The sequence below is a fragment of the Ruegeria sp. CL6 genome (assembly GCF_056536465.1).
The window spans coordinates 91,022-110,125 of sequence record NZ_JBQFPR010000008.1 but is presented as its reverse complement, the minus strand read 5'-3'; the positions used below and the strand labels follow the sequence as shown (position 1 = coordinate 110,125).

The 19,104-nt window shown below is 59.1% G+C and carries 16 protein-coding genes; 6 read left to right on the top strand and 10 right to left on the bottom strand.

Annotated features, from left to right (window positions below; translation table 11 throughout):
* Window positions 1–62 precede the first annotated feature (62 nt).
* Window positions 63–1,895: a dihydroxy-acid dehydratase gene (gene ilvD, locus ACR0LH_RS18830; protein ID WP_170416327.1), complete on the bottom strand. Its 1,833-nt coding sequence runs from the start codon at window positions 1,893–1,895 to the stop codon at window positions 63–65.
* Window positions 1,896–2,002: 107 nt separating this feature from the next.
* Between ilvD and ACR0LH_RS18825 the strand changes: the two genes are divergently transcribed.
* The 3 genes from ACR0LH_RS18825 to ACR0LH_RS18815 all read left to right on the top strand — a co-directional run bounded on the left by ACR0LH_RS18825 (window position 2,003) and on the right by ACR0LH_RS18815 (window position 4,678).
* Window positions 2,003–2,566, top strand: a complete 564-nt coding sequence (locus ACR0LH_RS18825) for an XRE family transcriptional regulator (protein ID WP_170567491.1) — start codon at window positions 2,003–2,005, stop codon at window positions 2,564–2,566.
* Window positions 2,567–2,639: 73 nt separating this feature from the next.
* Entirely contained in the window at window positions 2,640–3,494 is an 855-nt protein-coding gene (sseA, locus tag ACR0LH_RS18820) for a 3-mercaptopyruvate sulfurtransferase (protein ID WP_480722053.1), read from the top strand.
* Window positions 3,494–4,678: an amino acid aminotransferase gene (locus ACR0LH_RS18815; RefSeq protein WP_170388663.1), complete on the top strand. Its 1,185-nt coding sequence runs from the start codon at window positions 3,494–3,496 to the stop codon at window positions 4,676–4,678. Before sseA ends, ACR0LH_RS18815 begins: the two co-directional genes overlap by 1 nt.
* Before the next feature lie 546 nt (window positions 4,679–5,224).
* Here the strand turns inward: ACR0LH_RS18815 and ACR0LH_RS18810 are convergent.
* Entirely contained in the window at window positions 5,225–6,547 is a 1,323-nt protein-coding gene (locus ACR0LH_RS18810; protein WP_480722052.1) for an ammonium transporter, read from the bottom strand.
* 33 nt (window positions 6,548–6,580) lie between these two features.
* Window positions 6,581–6,919, bottom strand: coding sequence for a P-II family nitrogen regulator (locus ACR0LH_RS18805; RefSeq protein ID WP_170388666.1), 339 nt, complete (start codon window positions 6,917–6,919; stop codon window positions 6,581–6,583).
* Between the two features lie 259 nt (window positions 6,920–7,178).
* Here ACR0LH_RS18805 and ACR0LH_RS18800 point away from each other — a divergent pair, with 259 nt between their 5' ends.
* A complete protein-coding gene (locus tag ACR0LH_RS18800; protein WP_480722051.1) occupies window positions 7,179–9,353 on the top strand; it encodes a transglycosylase domain-containing protein in 2,175 nt (724 codons plus the stop codon).
* A 60-nt stretch (window positions 9,354–9,413) separates the two neighbouring features.
* Here the strand turns inward: ACR0LH_RS18800 and leuB are convergent, their stop codons facing one another.
* Both leuB and ACR0LH_RS18790 read right to left on the bottom strand, forming a co-directional pair.
* Window positions 9,414–10,517, bottom strand: coding sequence for a 3-isopropylmalate dehydrogenase (gene leuB / locus ACR0LH_RS18795; RefSeq protein WP_170388668.1), 1,104 nt, complete (start codon window positions 10,515–10,517; stop codon window positions 9,414–9,416).
* A gap of 141 nt (window positions 10,518–10,658) precedes the next feature.
* Complete coding sequence (locus ACR0LH_RS18790) at window positions 10,659–11,552, bottom strand: LysR family transcriptional regulator (protein WP_480722049.1); 894 nt, start codon at window positions 11,550–11,552, stop codon at window positions 10,659–10,661.
* 85 nt (window positions 11,553–11,637) lie between these two features.
* On the opposite strand from ACR0LH_RS18790, the gene ACR0LH_RS18785 reads away from it, so the two are divergent.
* Window positions 11,638–12,537, top strand: coding sequence for a Rossmann-fold NAD(P)-binding domain-containing protein (locus tag ACR0LH_RS18785; protein WP_480722048.1), 900 nt, complete (start codon window positions 11,638–11,640; stop codon window positions 12,535–12,537).
* A 6-nt stretch (window positions 12,538–12,543) separates the two neighbouring features.
* Here ACR0LH_RS18785 and ACR0LH_RS18780 read toward each other — a convergent pair whose 3' ends face one another.
* The 5 genes from ACR0LH_RS18780 to leuC all read right to left on the bottom strand — a co-directional run bounded on the left by ACR0LH_RS18780 (window position 12,544) and on the right by leuC (window position 17,373).
* The gene (locus ACR0LH_RS18780; protein ID WP_480722047.1) at window positions 12,544–13,572 is read right to left on the bottom strand and encodes an endonuclease/exonuclease/phosphatase family protein; all 1,029 of its coding nucleotides are present in this window, start codon (window positions 13,570–13,572) and stop codon (window positions 12,544–12,546) included.
* Window positions 13,569–14,399, bottom strand: coding sequence for a hypothetical protein (locus ACR0LH_RS18775; protein WP_170388672.1), 831 nt, complete (start codon window positions 14,397–14,399; stop codon window positions 13,569–13,571). The genes ACR0LH_RS18780 and ACR0LH_RS18775 overlap by 4 nt, the downstream gene beginning before the upstream one ends.
* Window positions 14,400–14,728: 329 nt before the next feature.
* On the bottom strand, window positions 14,729–15,334 hold the full coding sequence (gene leuD / locus ACR0LH_RS18770) for a 3-isopropylmalate dehydratase small subunit (RefSeq protein ID WP_480722046.1): 606 nt from the start codon (window positions 15,332–15,334) through the stop codon (window positions 14,729–14,731).
* Window positions 15,335–15,376: 42 nt separating this feature from the next.
* Window positions 15,377–15,931: a DUF308 domain-containing protein gene (locus ACR0LH_RS18765; RefSeq protein ID WP_170388674.1), complete on the bottom strand. Its 555-nt coding sequence runs from the start codon at window positions 15,929–15,931 to the stop codon at window positions 15,377–15,379.
* Between the two features lie 38 nt (window positions 15,932–15,969).
* Window positions 15,970–17,373 (bottom strand): 3-isopropylmalate dehydratase large subunit, encoded by a 1,404-nt coding sequence (leuC, locus tag ACR0LH_RS18760; RefSeq protein WP_170486146.1) that lies wholly within the window; start codon window positions 17,371–17,373, stop codon window positions 15,970–15,972.
* A 252-nt stretch (window positions 17,374–17,625) separates the two neighbouring features.
* Here leuC and ACR0LH_RS18755 point away from each other — a divergent pair, with 252 nt between their 5' ends.
* The gene (locus ACR0LH_RS18755; RefSeq protein WP_170779307.1) at window positions 17,626–18,975 is read left to right on the top strand and encodes a mechanosensitive ion channel domain-containing protein; all 1,350 of its coding nucleotides are present in this window, start codon (window positions 17,626–17,628) and stop codon (window positions 18,973–18,975) included.
* Window positions 18,976–19,104: the final 129 nt, after the last annotated feature.

Below are 19,104 nucleotides of genomic sequence, written 5' to 3'. Positions count from 1 at the left end.
GCGGGAGCCTTTGGTTGTTTGGACAGCCCGGTTCAGAGTCACCTCGAACCGGGCTTTCAGAATCACAACTGGCGCACCGCCCCTTTTGCCGCACTTGTTGTCAGCTTGGCGTATGCCTTGAGCGCCGTGGACACCTTGCGCTTGCGAGGTGCCGCAGGCTGCCACCCTTTTTCGTCTTGAATCTTGCGGCGTTCCGCCAGTTCTTCCTCTGACACAACAAGCTGGATCGAGCGGTTCGGGATGTCGATCTCGATCCGGTCGCCGTTTTCTACCAACCCGATGACCCCGCCTTCTGCCGCTTCGGGTGAGACATGGCCGATCGACAGGCCCGAGGTGCCGCCCGAGAACCGCCCGTCGGTCAGCAAAGCGCAGGCTTTGCCCAGACCTTTGGATTTCAGATATGAGGTCGGGTACAGCATCTCCTGCATTCCCGGACCACCGCGCGGTCCTTCGTAACGGATGACGACCACGTCGCCCTCTTTCACCTTGCCGGTCAGGATATCGTTTACCGCCTGATCCTGACTTTCGCAGACATAGGCCGAGCCGGTGAAGGTCAGGCTGGCTGGATCAACGCCCGCCGTTTTCACGATACAGCCATCGCGCGCGATATTGCCGAACAGAACGGCCAGACCGCCATCCTGACTGAATGCGTGCTCCTTGGACCGGATCACGCCGCCTTCGCGGTCGGTGTCCAGCTCTTTGTAGCGGTTCGACTGGCTGAACGCCTGTGTGGTGCGCACACCACCGGGTGCGGCCTTGAACAAGTCCTGCGCCTTGGGGTTATTGGCGACCTTGATGTCCCAATTGGCAATGGCTTCACCCATCGTCGCCGAATGCACGGTGCTGCAATCTTCGTGCAGCAGCCCCGCGCGGCTGAGTTCGCCGAGGATCGAGAAGATGCCACCGGCGCGGTGGACGTCCTCCATATGCACGTTCTCGGTGTTGGGCGCGACCTTGCACAGGCAAGGCACCTTGCGGCTGAGGCGGTCCATGTCAGACATGTCGAAATCGACTTCGCCTTCGTTGGCGATGGCCAGAAGGTGCAGAACGGTGTTGGTGGACCCGCCCATGGCGATATCGAGGCTCATGGCGTTCTCGAACGCATCGAAAGTCGCGATTTCGCGCGGCAGAAAGCCTTTTTCGTCCAGCTCATAGTGGCGCTTGGTGATCTCGACGATGCGGCGGCCTGCTTCAAGGAACAGCTCCTTCCGGTCCGAGTGCGTCGCCAGCGTCGAGCCATTGCCCGGCAGGGCCAGACCCAGTGCCTCGGCCAGACAGTTCATCGAGTTCGCGGTGAACATGCCCGAGCACGACCCGCAGGTCGGGCAGGCGTTTTCCTCGATATGCTGGACCTGCTCGTCGGTGTACTTGTCGTCGGCGGCGGCCACCATTGCGTCCACGAGGTCGATCTTTTTCACATCCAGATCGGCGATGTCGATCTTGCCGGCCTCCATCGGCCCGCCCGAGACAAAGATCGCGGGGATGTTCAGGCGCATGGCTGCCATCAGCATACCGGGCGTGATCTTGTCGCAATTCGAGATGCAGACCATCGCATCGGCACAATGCGCGTTGACCATATATTCGACCGAATCCGCGATGACCTCACGCGAGGGCAGCGAATACAGCATCCCGTCATGGCCCATGGCGATGCCGTCATCCACGGCAATGGTGTTGAACTCTTTTGCAACGCCGCCTGCGGCCTCGACCTCGCGCGCAACCATCTGGCCCAGGTCTTTCAGGTGGACGTGACCCGGCACAAATTGCGTGAACGAGTTGACGATGGCGATGATCGGCTTGCCGAAATCGTCATCGCCCATGCCGGTCGCACGCCACAGGCCGCGGGCACCGGCCATGTTGCGGCCATGGGTTGAGGTTCTGGATCGGTAGAGTGGCATGACGCTGTTTCCCTTTTGCCTCGGGTTGCATGTCTTGGGGTTCGTACGTTATAGCGCACGTATCACATGTGCGCTATAACGCACAAGAGGATTCGCGGGACGCTAAGATGGACTCTGACGATATTACGCTGAAACTGCGGGACGTGCGGGCGGCAACCGGCTTGAGCCTGTCGAAAGTGGCCGAGTTGACGGGCGTTAGCAAGGCCATGCTGGGTCAGATCGAGCGCGGCGAATCCAGCCCGACCATCGCGACCTTGTGGAAAATCGCCAAAGGGTTCCAACTGCCGCTCAGCGCTTTGATCGGATCGTCGGCGCTGCGCGATCCGGCGGATGCCAGCCTGTTCCGAACCGTGACCTTCCCCGGCAGCATCGAGGTCAAGATCGTCTTTCCTTTTGACCCTGCGCTGGGCGCGGAAACCTTCCATGTCGATCTGGCCCCGAACCAGAGCCACGAATCCGCTGCCCATGCCGCCGGTGTGACCGAGGAGGTCTTTGTGCTGAACGGGTCGCTTGAGATTCTACGCGATGGCGAATGGGTTCCGTTGCAAGCCGGGCAGGGTCTTCGCTTTGCCGCCGATCTGCCGCATGGCTATCGGGCGGGTGATGAGGGCGCTGCATTTCTGAACATGCACCACTATCCTTCGTCGGTGGTTATGGAAACGGCCCCCTGAAAACGCCATCCAGCCTTGAACCCGCAACCCTGCGCGTATAGGGAAAACCCAAGCTCGCTTTGGGGAGACTTTGATGCAGGACGATCCGAAAACCCTCGTTTCAACCGAATGGCTTGCAGCCCATCTCAAGGACCCGGACCTGCGGGTTCTGGACGGGTCGTGGTATTTGCCGCAGCAAGGGCGGGATGCAAAGGCCGAGTATGACGCGGCCCATATCCCGGGTGCGCGGTTCTTTGACATTGACGACATCTCTGATCACCGGTCGGACCTGCCGCACATGGCGCCTCCGGTTGAAAAATTCATGTCGCGCCTGCGGGCGATGGGCGTTGGGGATGGTCATCAGGTGGTGGTCTATGACGGCGCTGGGCTGATGTCCGCTGCACGGGTCTGGTGGCTGTTCCGTCTGATGGGTCAGGAAAACGTCGCCGTTCTGGATGGCGGTTTCCCCAAATGGCAGGCCGAAGGGCGCGAGATTGAAGACCTTCCCCCGGTTATCCGCGATCGCCACATGACGGTGCGCGTGCAAAACCATCTGGTGCGGGATGTCACTCAGGTCTCGGCGGCGGCGAAACTGGCCGACCACGAAATTATTGATGCGCGCTCAGCCGCCCGATTTGCAGGAACCGGAACCGAGCCGCGTGAAGGGCTGCGTTCGGGGCATATTCCGGGCTCGCGCAATGTGCCGTTCGATATGCTGCTGAACAAGAATGGCACGATGAAATCCCCCGAGGATTGCCGCGCCGTTTTCGAGGCCGCAGGCGTCGACTTGTCGAAACCTGCCATCACCTCATGCGGGTCGGGCGTGACTGCCGCAATCCTCAGCCTTGCGCTTGAACGCATGGGCAAGAAAGACCACTCGCTTTATGACGGCTCCTGGGCTGAATGGGGTGCCTTCCCGACCCTGCCCGTCGCAACCGGAGAGAACTGATGTTCGAGAACCTCAAACCGCAGCCCGCCGACAAAATTCTGGCGCTGATGCAGATGTACCGCGAAGACCCGCGCGATCAGAAGATCGACCTGGGTGTTGGCGTCTACAAGAATGCCGAAGGGGTGACCCCGGTGATGCGTGCGGTGAAAGCAGCCGAAAAGCGCATTTTGGAAGAACAGGAAAGCAAAGCCTATACCGGGCTGGCCGGTGATCCGGCCTATGCGGATGCGATGATCGGCCTGATCCTTGGCACTTCGGTCCCGCGCGGCAATATCGCGGCCGTGGCAACGCCCGGTGGCACCGGTGCGTGTCGGCAAGCGTTTGAGATGATCCGTATGGCCAACCCATCGGCGCGTGTCTTTGTGTCAAACCCCACATGGCCGAACCACCTGTCGATCCTGAATTATCTGGGCATGGAAACCGTCCAGTACCGTTATTTCGACGGCGAGACCCGAGGCGTGGACTTCGATGGCATGGTCGAAGACCTGAAGACTGCCAAGGCGGGCGACGTGGTGCTGCTGCATGGTTGTTGCCACAACCCGACCGGGGCCAACCTGAACATGGTTCAGTGGCAAGAGGTCGTGAACATCATCAATGAGCTGGGCCTCGTGGCAATGATCGACATTGCCTATCAGGGGTTCGGGGACGGTCTGGAAGAAGATGCGCAGGCCACGCGCCTTGTGGCCTCGTCGGTCAAACGTTGCCTGATTGCGGCGTCCTGTTCCAAAAACTTTGGCGTCTACCGCGAACGGACCGGTCTGTTGATGGCGATCAGCGATGATGCGGCGCAGACGGCGCTGAACCAGTCGACACTGGCCTTTCTGAACCGCCAGAATTACTCCTTCCCACCCGATCATGGTGCGCGTGTTGTGACCACGATCCTGAATGACGAGGCTCTGCGCGCGGATTGGGCGGCCGAGTTGGAAGAGGTGCGCCTGTCCATGCTGGGCCTACGCCAACAACTGGCTGACGAACTGCAAAGATTGAGCGGCTCGGACCGTTTTGGTTTTATCGCCCAGCACCGCGGCATGTTCTCGCGTCTGGGTGCGGCGCCCGAGCTGGTCGAGAAACTGCGTGCAGATCACGGCATCTACATGGTGGGTGACAGCCGTCTGAACATCGCGGGTCTGAACGCGACAACGGTTCCGATTCTGGCCAAGGCGATTGTCGACGTCGGCGTTTGACCTTTATCTGACACACACATCAAAGCCGCGCCCTCCAGCGCGGCTTTTTTGCGCGCTATCGAAAACGGCCATCTTCGTCAGGCCACGTCCAAATTTTCGGGTCGCTGGCGATCGCGTCTACAACCTTTGCCTCACGTTCACGTGTGCAGGGTCTTTCCGAAAGTCCCATATGCACAAGTTCTATTTGCACAAGGTATTCAGCCACATCCTCTTTACTCGTTTCTCTTCTGATCTGACTAGCTGCCTGAATCAAATATGAATCGTATTCGTCGGCGAAAGATAGACAGTCCTCGTCATTCCAATTCTCTTCCGGCTTCAAAAGGCCGATAGGATCCCAAAGACGCCAGCCAATGTCTCGGAGTCTGGAAAGTTTGATACGGGGAGGTGGAGTAAGTTTCATTGCAATCGACTTAGTCAGAAATTGTTCCGGACAGTTTCACAGCGGCAGTCTTGGGGTAAGCGCCTAAATTCAAATGGTTTGTTGAAAGGCAAAACAAAAAAACCGGGCGCGAACGCCCGGTTTCGGATTTGGTACTTGATCAGGCGTTAGCCCTTGGAAAACTCGGGATAGGCTTCCATGCCCAGTTCCGCCATGTCGAGGCCGTTGATCTCGTCCTCTTCGCTGACGCGGATGCCAACGACTGCCTTCAGGATCGTCCACAGGATCAGCGCACTGACGAAGGTGAACACACCGTAGGCTGCGATACCCAGCAACTGAGTGCCCAGGCTTGCTTCACCGTAGAAGATCACGGCGATGGTGCCCCAGATACCGGCAAACAGGTGAACCGGGATCGCACCGACAACGTCGTCCAGCTTGAACTTGTCCAGCATCGGAACGGTCAGGACAACGATAACGCCGCCAACTGCACCGATCCACAGAGCGCCGAACAGGGTCGGGGCCAGAGGTTCAGCAGTGATCGAGACCAGACCGGCCAGAGCACCGTTCAGAACCATCGTAAGGTCAGGCTTTTTGTACAGCAGTTGGGTCAGGATCAGTGCAGTCACTGCACCCGAAGCGGCTGCCATGTTGGTGTTGGCAAAGATGCGCGACACGTCGGAAACGTCACCCACGGTGCCCATTGCCAGCTGCGAGCCGCCATTGAAGCCGAACCAACCCAGCCACAGGATGAACGTACCCAGTGTGGCCAGCGCCAGGTTTGAACCGGGCATCGGGTGGACTTTGCCGTCTTTGTACTTGCCGATGCGCGGGCCCAGTACGATGACACCTGCCAGAGCTGCCCAGCCACCGACCGAGTGCACAACGGTCGAGCCAGCGAAGTCCGAGAAGCCAGCTTCAGACAGCCAGCCGCCGCCCCACTGCCAGGAACCCGAGATCGGGTACAGGATGCCGGTCAGGACGATGACGAAGATCAGGAAGGGCCACAGCTTGATACGCTCGGCCACAGCGCCCGAAACGATCGAGGCAGTTGCGGCAACGAACACAAGCTGGAAGAAGAAGTCCGAACCGATCGACGCATAGTCCAGCGCTGCTTCTGCGGGGGCAACGCCCACGGCATCAAGCGATGTGGTCGAGAAGAACGGGCCCAGCCAGCCAGCGATGGACCAGCCGTCGCCGGGGTACATCAGGTTGAAGCCGATCAGCCAGTACATGATCGCGGCAAAGGAAAACAGCGCCACGTTCTTGATCATCTGCATGGCCACGTTCTTGGAACGCACCAGGCCACCTTCCAGCATGGCAAAGCCTGCCGCCATGAAGAAGACCAGGAACCCTGCCATCAGGAACAGCAGCGTGGTGAAGATATACTGGGTATGGAGCGCGGCTTCGCCGTCGGCGGCCTCTTGCGCCAGACCCATCTGCGGCAGCGCGACGATCGCGGCAGCAGGGATGAGAGATTTCATCAGGTTCATTGTTAGTCCTCGAGTGATTGTGAGTGGGGGCGCTTACAGCGCCTCTTCGTTCGTTTCCCCGGTCCGCACGCGCAGGGCCTGCTCGACATCGAGGACGAAAATCTTGCCATCGCCGATCTTGCCGGTCTTGGCGGTTTTGGTGATGGTCTCGACGATCTGGTCGGCCATCGCAGCGGGAACTACGATCTCCAGTTTGATCTTGGGTACGAAGTTCACGGCGTATTCAGCCCCGCGATAGATTTCCGTGTGACCCGATTGCGAGCCGAAGCCCTTGATTTCGGTCACCATCATGCCGCGTACGCCAGCGTCGGTCAGTGCTTCGCGCACCTCCTCGAGCTTGAACGGCTTGATTGTCGCGATGATCAGTTTCACGTTAGTCCCCTCTGCTTCTCCGGTCTGTCCGGTCGGTTTGCACTCGCAGAAAAAGAGCGCGCCTGACCGCAGTAAGGAACGATTCAGGGGGGCGGACGCTGGGGAAAATAGTGGCAAGGTGCACAATTTTTGCACAAATACGGCGCAATGATTAAAAATTGAGCAAATTGAGGAAGGCTTTTAGGCGTATTTCATACCTCTACTTCATCTGTGTGGCAGGGTATGGTGCCTCAAAACGATAACCGGGCAGAGCTTGAGCATGACTGAGTCCAGGCGCGGCAAGAAACCTCTTGTTGCGGACAAACGATACCCGTCGAAGGGGCGAAAATCCTCGGCGTCAAAGCGCGCCGCAGGAAAGAAGGCGACTGCGCGAAAGACAACGACCCGCAGAACGGCCCGCAAGAAAACACGCAAGTCCACCAAGAACGGCGGCGGGTTTTTCCGCCGTATGTTCCGCTGGCTTTGGCGGCTGGTCTGGGGTGTGACCTGGCGGGTTGGCGCGGTCTGTGCCCTGCTGCTGGCGCTTGCGATAGGGGTTGTCTACAGCACGTTGCCGGATGTTGATGCCTTGCTGGACGGTCGTGCGCGCGGATCGGTCACGATGCTGGACCGTGACGGCAAGGTGTTTGCGTGGCGAGGCGATCAATTCGGCGGTGTCATTACGGCCGATACGGTGTCTCCGCACCTCAAGCACGCGGTCATCGCGACCGAGGATAAGCGATTCTATCGCCATTTCGGTGTCAGCCCGCGCGGGGTTGCCAGCGCCGTGCGCATCAACCTGAGCGAGGGCCGGGGGCCGCTGTCAGGTCATGGCGGTTCGACCATCACGCAGCAGACGGCCAAGCTGCTTTGCCTCGGCGTTCCTTATGATCCTGCTGATTGGGAGTCCGAGGCGGCCTACGAAGCTGACTGTCGTCAGGGGTCGTTGTGGCGCAAGGCGAAGGAAGCCGTTTACGCGATGGCGATGGAGGTCAAATATTCCAAGGACGAAATCCTCACCATCTATCTGAACCGGGCGTTCCTTGGCGCAGGCGCGCGAGGGTTCGAGGCCGCCAGCCAGCGGTATTTCGGGATTTCAGCCGCCGAGGTGTCCCCGTCCGAGGCCGCGATGCTGGCGGGCCTTCTGGTCGCGCCGACCCGGTATGCGCCGACGAACAACCTGCAACGCTCGCAGGATCGGGCGCGTCTGGTGGTCGGATTGATGGAGGATCAGGGATACCTTTCCCCCGCGCAGGCCAGCGAAGCCCGCACCCGTCCCGCGGAACTGTCCGAAGCCGCCGCCGCGCGTGCAGGTGGGTATTTCGCCGATTGGGTCATGGCCAGCGGGCCCGAGTTCTTTACCCGCAACACCACCGAGGATGTGGTGATCCGGACGACTCTGGATCAGCGCCTGCAGAAATCGGCGGAGGAGGCGCTGCAATACATCTTTCAGGAAAAAGTCCGCGAAGGGTCCAAGGCGCAGGCCGCGATTGTTGTGATGTCCTCCGATGGGGCGGTGCGTGCCATGGTTGGCGGTCGCAAGACGCGCGTATCAGGTGCGTTCAATCGCGCGACGCAGGCATTGCGACAGACCGGATCATCCTTCAAACCCTTCGTGTACGCGACAGCGTTAGAGCTTGGGTATTCTCCGCTGGATACGGTCGTGGACGAGCCGTATTGCATCAATATCCCCGGTTCGGGCCAGTGGTGCCCCAAGAACTATACCAACAAGTTCTATGGCCGGGTCACGCTTGCGGATGCGTTGAAGAACTCGCTGAACATCCCAGCCGTCAAAGTGGCCGAAGTCGCGGGGCTTGTAAACGTGCGGACCGTTGCCAGTGGGTTTGGGATTGCCAATGATCTGGCCGAAGGTCCAGCCCTTGCTCTGGGCGCGTCGGAAAGCACGCTGATCGAGATGACCGGGGCTTATGCGGGTATCCTGAACGGTGGCTCGTCTGTGGAACCTTATGGTCTGACCGAGTTGAAGCTGCTGGGGGATCAGACGCCCGTGATGGTGACGACGACCGGCATCGGAGAGCGTGTCATCAATGACAAGGCGGCCAAGCAACTGACATGGATGATGGAGCGCGTGGTTTCAGAAGGCACGGGTGCGCGGGCGCAGCTACCGGGTTGGCAGGTGGCGGGCAAGACCGGCACAACTCAGGCCGCGCGCGATGCGTGGTTCATCGGGTTCACGGCGGACTACGTGGCGGGTGTCTGGATGGGCTATGACGACAATACGCCACTTTCCGGTGTCACCGGCGGCGGGTTGCCTGCGGAAATCTGGAAGGAAACCATGCTGCGCGTGACCGAAGGGATGACGCCGACGCCCTTGCCGATGCTGGCCCCGGACCCGCCCGTGCGAACCGCGCAGCCACGGCAGCAACGTCGTAGGCAGGGCAACGGGTTCGAGAACGCCATAAACAACCTGTTGAACAATATCTTCGGCAACTGATCGGGCAAAGAAAAAGGCGGCGCGCCTGGCACCGCCTTTGAAATGCGTATGGCCGCCTGATCAGACAGTTTCGTCCAGCGCCGCCAGAATCGCGTCACCCATTTCGGTGGTCGAGACCGGCTGCACGCCTTCTTCGGCCAGCAGATCAGCGGTGCGGACACCATCGGCCAGAACCTTCTCGATTGCCGCTTCCAGACGGTCAGCCTCGGCCCCCTGATCAAAGCTATAGCGCAGCGCCATGGCAAAGCTGAGGATACAGGCGATCGGGTTCGCCTTGCCCTGACCCGCGATATCGGGGGCCGAGCCGTGGACGGGTTCATACATCGCCTTGGGGCGGCCGTTGGCCATCGGTGCGCCCAGCGACGCGGATGGCAGCATCCCCAGCGAGCCGGTCAGCATCGCCGCACAATCTGACAGGATGTCGCCGAACAGGTTGTCGGTGACGATCACGTCAAACTGCTTGGGCGCGCGCACCAGCTGCATTGCGCCATTGTCGGCATACATATGGGTCAGCTCAACCTCGGGGTAATCCTCGGCCACGCGATCCACGACCTCGCGCCACAGAATGCCCGATTCCATGACGTTGGCTTTTTCCATCGAGCACAGCTTCTTGTTCCGGCGCATCGCCAGTTCAAAAGCCGAGCGCGCGGCGCGTTCAATCTCGGATTCGGTGTAACGCTGGGTGTTGATGCCCACGCGTTCGTTGCCTTCCTCGAAGATGCCGCGCGGCTCGCCGAAATAGACGCCCGAGGTCAGCTCGCGCACGATCATGATGTCCAGACCGGCCACGATGTCCTTTTTCAGCGATGAGAAATCAGCCAGCGCGTCAAAGCACTGCGCCGGGCGCAGGTTGGAAAACAGGTCCATTTCCTTGCGCAGGCGCAGCAGACCGCGTTCAGGCTTTACGCTGAAATCCAGATCGTCATATTTCGGGCCGCCAACCGCGCCCAGCAGCACCGCGTCAACCTCTTGCGCTTTGGCCATGGTCTCGTCCGACAGGGGCTTGCCATGGGCGTCATAAGCGGCACCGCCCACCAGATCCTCGCTCACGTCGAACGCCAGACCGCGGTTCGCGCCGAACCAGTCGATGATGCGGCGGACTTCGGCCATGACTTCGGGGCCAATACCGTCTCCGGGCAGGATCAGCAGCGAGGGGTTGGACATGAAGGATCTCCTTGCGTTTCGTCGCAATGGCCCTAGCGCCTGCGCCGCATCGGGTCAATGAGACGAACAGGCCAAAACAAACAGAGTCGACGGGAATCTCGGTTTCCGTGACGAAACGGCACGGTCAAAGCAGGTTCACCGTCAAAGACTGGCCTTCAGACCATCGGCAAGCAGGTCCCAAACGCGCCGGATTCGCGGAGTTTGGCGCATCGCCTGCGGAGCGGCCAGCCACACGGGTAGGACCGGGATTTCCACGTCCAGCGGCAGGATTTCGACCAAAGGGTCTGCCTCGGCAACATGCGTCTGGGTAAACCCAATTCCGCAACCAGCCCGGATCAATTCCCAATATGCACTCTGAAGATCGCAACGGGTCGCGAAATTGTCCCGGCTCGCGGGCCAGCCTTTGTTATGCATCTCTTTGATGATCTGTTCATTGGCGTCAAAGCCGACCAGATCGTGATTGAACAGATCTCCGGGGTCTGCCGGGCGGCCTGCTCGGTCCAGATAAGACCGGGCCGCGCAAAAGCACATGCGCACATCGCCCAGATACCTCGAGACGATGTCGACCTGCTCGGGGCGATACATGCGAACTGCAATATCAGCCTCGCGATACAGCAGGTTTTCGACCGTGTCCGTTGCGACCAGTTCAAGCTGTATCGCCGGTTCTTGCTTGCGGATTTGCGCCATGATGGGCGGCAGAAGATGATGGGCTGCAAAAACCGAAGTGGTTATGCGCACTGTCCCTTCCAGTTGCTGCGACTGACCTGCTGCGGTCAGGCTGATCGCGCTCATGGCAGAGTTTATCTGCTGCGCCATCGGCAGCAGTTGCGCGCCGACTTCACTCAGCCTCAGACCGCGCGCATGCCGATCAAAAAGAGATACGCCCAACTCGTCCTCAAGCGCGTGAATTTGTCGGCCTAGCGTCGGCTGGCTTCGCTCCAACCGCCGGGCTGCCGCAGATAGTGAACCGGTTTCAGCTACGGCCAGAAAGCTTTGGATCAGAGACCAGTCGGAAGGGGTGATGAGTCTATCCATTCATGAATGAATACACGTTCTGCGCATGCAGGCAATTCCCATAGCATATTGAATGGGCCAGTGTTGAAAGTGACAGGAGGTTGCCATGACACAAACAGCACTGATCTTGGGCGCAACAGGCCGGTTCGGGCGCAATAGCGCCGAGGCATTTCGCAAAGCGGGTTGGTCGGTCCGCAGTTTTGACCGCAAATCGCAGGATTTGAAGCACTCCGCAGAAGGAGCCAGCATCATCGTAAATGCCTGGAATCCACCTTACCCGGACTGGGCCAGGCTGGTGCCAAAGTTACATCGGCAAGTCATCGACGCAGCCGAACACGCTGGGGCGACAGTGATCATCCCCGGCAACGTGTATGTCTTTGGGGCTTCTACGCCTTCGCCGTGGTCCAGTTCTTCACCCCATTTGGCTGAGAATCCGCTGGGCAGGATCAGGGTCGAGATGGAAGACGCCTACCGCAGTTCCTCGGTCAAGACGATCATCTTGAGGGCAGGAGATTTCATCGACACCTTCGCGTCAGGCAACTGGTTCGATCAGGTTTTGATCAAGCGTTTGTCAAAGGGACAACTGGTGTATCCGGGTTGGCCTGACGTTGCCCATTCCTGGGCCTATTTACCGGATCTCGCCCGAGCCGCCGTTGCCCTGGCTGAGATACGAGACGACCTGCCGCGTTTTAGCGACGTGCCGTTTGCAGGTTACACCCTGACAGGAACGGAACTGGCGCGATCGCTATCGCGGGTGACGGGTCAGAGTGTGCGGGCAAGGCGAATGAACTGGTGGCCGATTCACCTGAGCCGAGTGTTCTGGAACCTTGCACCGCATTTGATCGAAATGCGCTATCTATGGGATACGCCACATTGTCTGGACGCGGGGGCTTTCAACGAACTGGTGCCGGGGTTCACGCATACTGATCTGGATGAGGCCATAAACACGGCCATAGCGGACGGGCAGCCGGGGCTGTATCCCACCGCAACCACGGCCAAAGTTTAAGTGGTTTCAGGGCGCGGCCAATTCGACCCACACGAGGCGATGTCTGCTGGCAGTCTCGGCCGCCGCGCGCAGGTCTGATCCGGGCGCTGGCCAGAACACTCCGGCATCCACGACACGCAAGGCAGACGAGGGCAGTACGTAGTCCACGCGCATGTCTCCGACGCCCTTCCACACGACCGTAGTCTCCTTCCCGGTTGAATCTTCTGGTACGGGGTCTTGCAAGCGCGGGTCGGTCAATAGCTGCCGAATTGCCTCTTTTCGCCCCTCGCCGCGGTCGGGGTCGAGGTTCGCATCCCCCGCAAGAACGAATGATCCCGTCGGCGCCTGAGTGATCTCGCCGTTCAAAAGGGACATCCAAAAGAGAATCTCATCCCGGTTGCGAAGTCCGTTCCGATCCTCCGGCCCGTCAAAAACTGGGGGAGCGGCGTGAAACGTCATCAGATCGACAACTCCGATCGGTGTTTCGATGGGCACAAGCCAGTGTGCGGTGGAAGACAGGCGTTGAATATTCTGTGCCTCGTCCGAGGGAAAAGCTGCCGAACCCTTGCGGGGAAGCTGGGCGCCGGGAAGATCCCGCCACAGCAAATCTGTAAAATCCCGAACGTTTTCGGTCTGGATGGGATAGCGCGACAGGACCGCAAGGCCGCCATGCCCCGTGAACCGGCCCCAGCCCTGTGCATCGCCCGGACCATGTGTTCGACCATCGCCATCCATATCCAGATGGGTTTCAAGCCCCGAATTTGGCCGTGCCGTAAATTGATAAGGGTAGTCCAGACCGGCCTGGCGCAGCCGCTCGGTCAGCGCAGTTAGGGTCTGTCCATGAAAATCCCAGTCGATCCCCTGCAGGGCGACAATATCGGGGTGTGACGCCACCAGGACTTCAATGACGGCTTTGGCCTGCGCGTCTCCGCGCTGAATGTCGCGCAGCAGCAGGCCCGGCCCCTTGCGGCTGAGTTCAGTGTTGAACGTAGCAACGCGCACGGTTTCTGCCTGCGCCATCAGGGGCAGCCAAAGCAGGACAAGAATTCGGATCATGCGGTCTGAGTGGACTCGGCCGTGGAATAGGCGCGGCGTTTTTCAACGATCAGGTTCGCGATGCGCAGGGTAGCCATACCGCGCATGATCATGCTGGCGGGCAGGAAAGCCCATGCGCTCATGGTCCAGATCAGGGTCTGAGGATTGCTGAGCGAAATGGGATCGACATAGTTCGTCAGCATCTTGATCATCGCTGGGATCAGGAAGGGCAGCAGCACCCCGATCGAGATGTTGAGCCGGCCGTCGCGCTGAAGGCGCGTCACCACGTCACCGCCCTGCGTCGGATCGAACAAGGGCAGGTTGGTCCAGACGTTGAAAGCACCGTTTCCGGTGGGCCAGCCACGTAATTTCACCGCGTAGGCAAAGCTACCAATCGTGACCAACGCGGTCAGGTAGGCGACGCTGGCGGATATGCGCACCAGTTCGATAAGGGGCGCACTGGCATCTCCGGGCAACATCAGAACGATCAGCCGCACCGGAGAATACGGGAAGTCGACCACATTCGCCAAGCTGAATCCTATCGAATAAAACAGGGCGGTAAGCTGTGTGGGCAGATATGCGTTTTTGCAGATCAGGGTCAAAAACATGATCATCGTGACCAGCCCGACAAAGCGCAAACGGTTCACAGGCGGAGCATCGCGGAATTCGATAAAGCTGGGAAAGGCCGAGTTATATTCAGCAAAGGTAAGGAAAAACGCGAGAATGGCGAGAAACACGACGATCTCGGTCCCATTCGTTGACGATGCGGGCAAATACAACGCGGGGGTCAGCACAATCAGTGCAACCAATAATCCCCGAATTGCCGCCCCTGTTGTGCGCGCAATCACTATCCGAACCCTTTCAAACTGGATCGGTCGGTTCTTTGCCGACTTCAATTCCAACTTGTGCCCGCCGTTTGTTTTTTGACGGATGCCTCTATAGCGCCAACACTGGCCCCGTTAGACATTGCGCTCAAGCCAAGGTGCAGAAAACACGTGATTTTGGGCAAAATGATGGCAAAACTGGTGCGGGTTTGCATCATTCCTGACGCAAATCCGACGTGTAATTTAGTATTGCCGCTACATGTTGTGGTTGCCGCAAATTCAACCCCTAGAATGCGAAAGGGGCCGCCGAAGCGACCCCTTTAGGTTGAGTGCCCACAGAATCATCCACAGAATCAAACCCAGGGGCGGGCCTGACTTGCGTGCTCCTCGAACTTGTCGATGTGATGTTCTTTTTCCATCGACAGGCCGATATCGTCCAGGCCGTTCAGTAGGCAGTGCTTGCGGTGCGGGTCGATGTCGAACTCGATCACGACGCCATCGGACGTTGTGATCTGCTGATCTTCCAGATGCACGGTCATGCGGGCGTTTTCACCCTTGTGCGCGTCATCCATCAGGATCGCGTGGTGTTCGTCCGCGACCACGATGGGCAGGATACCGTTCTTGAAGCAGTTGTTGAAAAAGATGTCGGCAAAGCTGGTCGAGATCACAACCTTGATGCCGAAATCCTTGATCGCCCAAGGTGCGTGTTCACGCGACGAGCCACAGCCAAAATTGTCGCCTACGACCAGAATCTCAGTTTCACGATACGCGGGTTTGTTCAGGACGAATTCTTCGTTTTCCTGCCCGTCGTCGTGATAGCGCATTTCGTCAAACAGAACGACGCCGAGGCCGGACCGCTTGATCGTTTTCAGGTGCACTTTCGGGATAATCATATCGGTGTCGATATTGATCAATGGCATTGGGGCGGCCACCCCGTGGACTTTTTCAAACTTTTCCATGTTCACACTCCTGCGGGAGAGGGCCGACCCCGTGCCCCGCGTTTAAGCTTGTTTCGCTTCAGTTGTTGCGTCGTTGGGGGCGTTCTTGACGAAGAACGCCATGAAGACCAAACCGAACCCGTTGAACAGCATCTCGATCCCAAGGAAGATGCCCAGAATGCTCATCAGCACTGCGGGTTCACTTCCTACATAACTCCAGATGATGCCCGCGAGGACGATCGACAAGATGCCTGAGATGATCGTCGGCCAGAAATACTGAGTTCCGCGCATCTGGAACGACAGAATGACCCGCGCGATGCCGCCTGCCATGAACAGGATCAGCATGACCATCGCAAGGGTGAGCGTTCCGGCCAGCGGCTGAGACATGAAGTTCCAGCCAAGGAACAGCATCACGGCACCCATGATAAGCGACAGAATCTTGTTGCCGGCTCCTTCAACCGTAAAACCGCCGACAACTTGCAGCGCGCCTGAAATCAGCAGAAACACTCCGGTCACTACTGTCACAGCTATCGAAGCCACCACAGGCGCGCCCAGCACAAAGATGCCAAACGCAATCGAAAGCAGCCCCAACAAGAGCCATTTGACCCAATCACTCATCTCAGTCTCTCCCTCAAATATTCAGATATGAGGGCACTTTACATCAATTCGCGGACGTCTGTCAGCCGTCCTGTTATCGCGGCAGCGGCAGCCATCGCGGGGCTCAGCAGGTGGGTGCGTCCACCCCGTCCCTGACGGCCTTCAAAGTTGCGGTTCGAGGTCGCGGCACAGCGCTCGCCCGGTTGCAACTGGTCGGGGTTCATCGCCAGACACATCGAACATCCCGCCAAGCGCCATTCAAACCCGGCCTCTTTGAAGACGTCTGCCAGACCTTCTTCCTCGGCCTGAGCGCGAACCAGACCCGAGCCGGGTACGACCATGGCGCGCAACCCGTCCTTGATCTTTTTGCCTTTCAGGATTTCAGCCGCAGCGCGGAGGTCTTCGATCCGACCGTTGGTGCAGGACCCGATAAAGACCGTGTCGATCTCGACATCGCTCAGCTTTTGGCCGGCTTCCAGACCCATGTATTCGATCGACCGGCGTGCCGCGTCGACCTTGCCGCCTTCAAAGTCCTCGGGGTTAGGCACGGTCGCTGTGATCGGCAGCACATCTTCGGGGCTGGTGCCCCAGGTCACGACGGGCGCGATATCTTCGCCGCGCAGGGTGATGACCTTGTCAAAATGCGCATCCTCATCGGTATAGAGCGTTTTCCACCAGGCCAGAGCCGCTTCCCATTGTGCGCCTTTCGGGGCGTGGGGGCGGCCTTTGACATATTCAAAGGTGGTCTCATCCGGGGCGATCAGACCAGCGCGGGCGCCGCCTTCGATGGCCATGTTGCAAACGGTCATGCGGCCTTCCATCGACAGATCGCGGATCGCTTCGCCGCAATATTCGATGACATAGCCAGTACCGCCAGCCGTGCCGGTTTCCCCGATCACGGCCAGAGTGATGTCCTTGGCGGTCACACCCGGCTGCAATTTGCCGGTGATTTCCACCTTCATGTTCTTGGATTTCTTCTGGATCAGGGTCTGCGTGGCCAGAACGTGTTCGACCTCGGACGTGCCGATGCCGTGGGCCAGCGCGCCGAACGCGCCGTGAGTGGCGGTGTGGCTATCGCCGCAGACAACGGTCATGCCGGGCAGGGTCCAGCCTTGTTCGGGTCCAACGATATGGACGATACCCTGACGGACGTCGTTCACAGGATAGTAGTGAATACCGAAATCCTTGGCGTTCTTGTCCAGAGCTTCAACCTGAATACGCGATTCCGGGTTCTCGATCCCGTTTACACGATCAGGCGTGGTTGGAACGTTGTGGTCCGGCACCGCGATGGTTTTCTCGGGCGCGCGTACCTCACGACCGGCCATGCGCAGCCCTTCAAAGGCTTGCGGGCTGGTGACTTCGTGCACCAGGTGACGGTCGATATACAGCAGGCAGGTGCCATCATCGGCTTCGTGCGCGACATGGGCATCCCAGATCTTGTCATAGAGTGTTTTGGGGGACATCGGTCCTCTCCCGTATTGTAATGAGAAATAGCTGGCGAGTGGCTGGGCCGCTTATAGGCGGGCCAGAACCGTGCGGGCGGCCCCAAAGAACCGTTCACGCAGGCGCGTGCGGTCTTGCAACGTCGGAGCTGGGGCCAAATCGAGTCTCATGCGCACCAGATATATCGCGTCTTCCCGTCAATCAAGGTTCAAAACCGCGTCAGGCTTGCATCAATGGACTTTGCTGTCCAAGCTGTCGGGCAGGAGACGTGAATGAACCAAGACCTGATCCCAAGTTCGCTGTCGGACCTTTACGATGACATGGTCGCGGCCTTTTCCTCTCAGTTTGAAAACTTTGCCGAACTGATCGTTACGCCGGGCTGGCGGCAGTACCAGCTTGTGATCATCCTGTTTCTTTGGGGTCTTGCCTTTGTTCTCAAGCTGTTGACCCAAGGTCGATGGGAGTCATGGGCGCGGTCTCGCACCGGGTGGCCGAAATGGAGGCTGCGTGTTCTCGTCCAGTTGATGCAGCGCCTGACGCTGGTCTATTTCGTGGTTCTGTCTTGGGCGTTGTACCTTGTGATGCAGCAGATCACATGGCCTTCGCGCAGCTATATTATAGGCGTGATCGCAACGCTGGCTGCTGCGTGGCTGGCGATTGCGTTGGTGGCCCGATTGGTGCGCAACCGAACGCTGCGACGAATCTTCAAATGGGCGATGTGGATCTACGCGACGCTTGTTGCCCTGAACCTGACTGACGACGTGGCCGGGTTTCTGGACGGCGTGGCGATATCGATCGGTGACCTGCACATCTCGGCTCTGGGGATAATCAAGGCGGTTCTGCTGATCGGCATTCTGCTGACACTGGCGCGTGTCGGAACCCGCGCGGCCGAACGCGGTTTGATGAGGAATGATGACATCACCCCGTCGATGCAGGTGCTGTTGGCGAAGGGCATTCAGGTGCTTCTATACGGCGCGGTCTTTCTGGCCGCGATCCGCACGCTGGGGTTTGATCTGACCGGTATCGCGCTGTTGTCCGGGGCCATTGGTGTGGGGATCGGGTTCGGGCTGCAAAAGGTTGTGTCGAACCTGATCTCGGGGATCATCATCCTGATGGACCGCTCGATCAAGCCGGGTGACGTGATCTCTTTGGGCGATACGTTCGGTTGGATCAACGCGCTGGGCGCGCGCTATGTCTCGGTGGTGACGCGGGACGGGCGGGAATACCTGATCCCGAACGAGGACCTGATCACCAATCAGGTGGTGAACTGGTCGCATTCCGACAAATTCGTGCGGCTGGATCTGGAGTTTGGCACAAGTTACGAAGACGACCCCCACAAGGTGCGCGCGACGTCAATCAGCGCAGTAAAATCCGTGTCACGGGTGCTGAGCGGCGGGTCTCATGAGCCGGTTTGTCATATCACGGGGTTCGGAGACAGCAGTGTCGACTATGTCCTGCGCTTCTGGATCAGTGACCCGACAAAGGGGCTGACCAATATCCGGGGGAACGTCTACCTGGCGCTATGGGATGCGTTCCAGTCGGAAGGTATCTCGATTCCATTCCCGCAGCGCGAAGTGCGCCTGCTGTCAGACGCAGACTCGCAACAGATCGCCAAAGAGTGAACAGACGTTGCGGACCTTTCGCGCCCGTTCATTGAAATGTTGCAATCCGCTTGTTACCTTATTAGTACCCCGGCGCCGGGGATTTGCGGCGCGCAGCAAAGGAGGACTATGTCCTGTCTCTACATACCC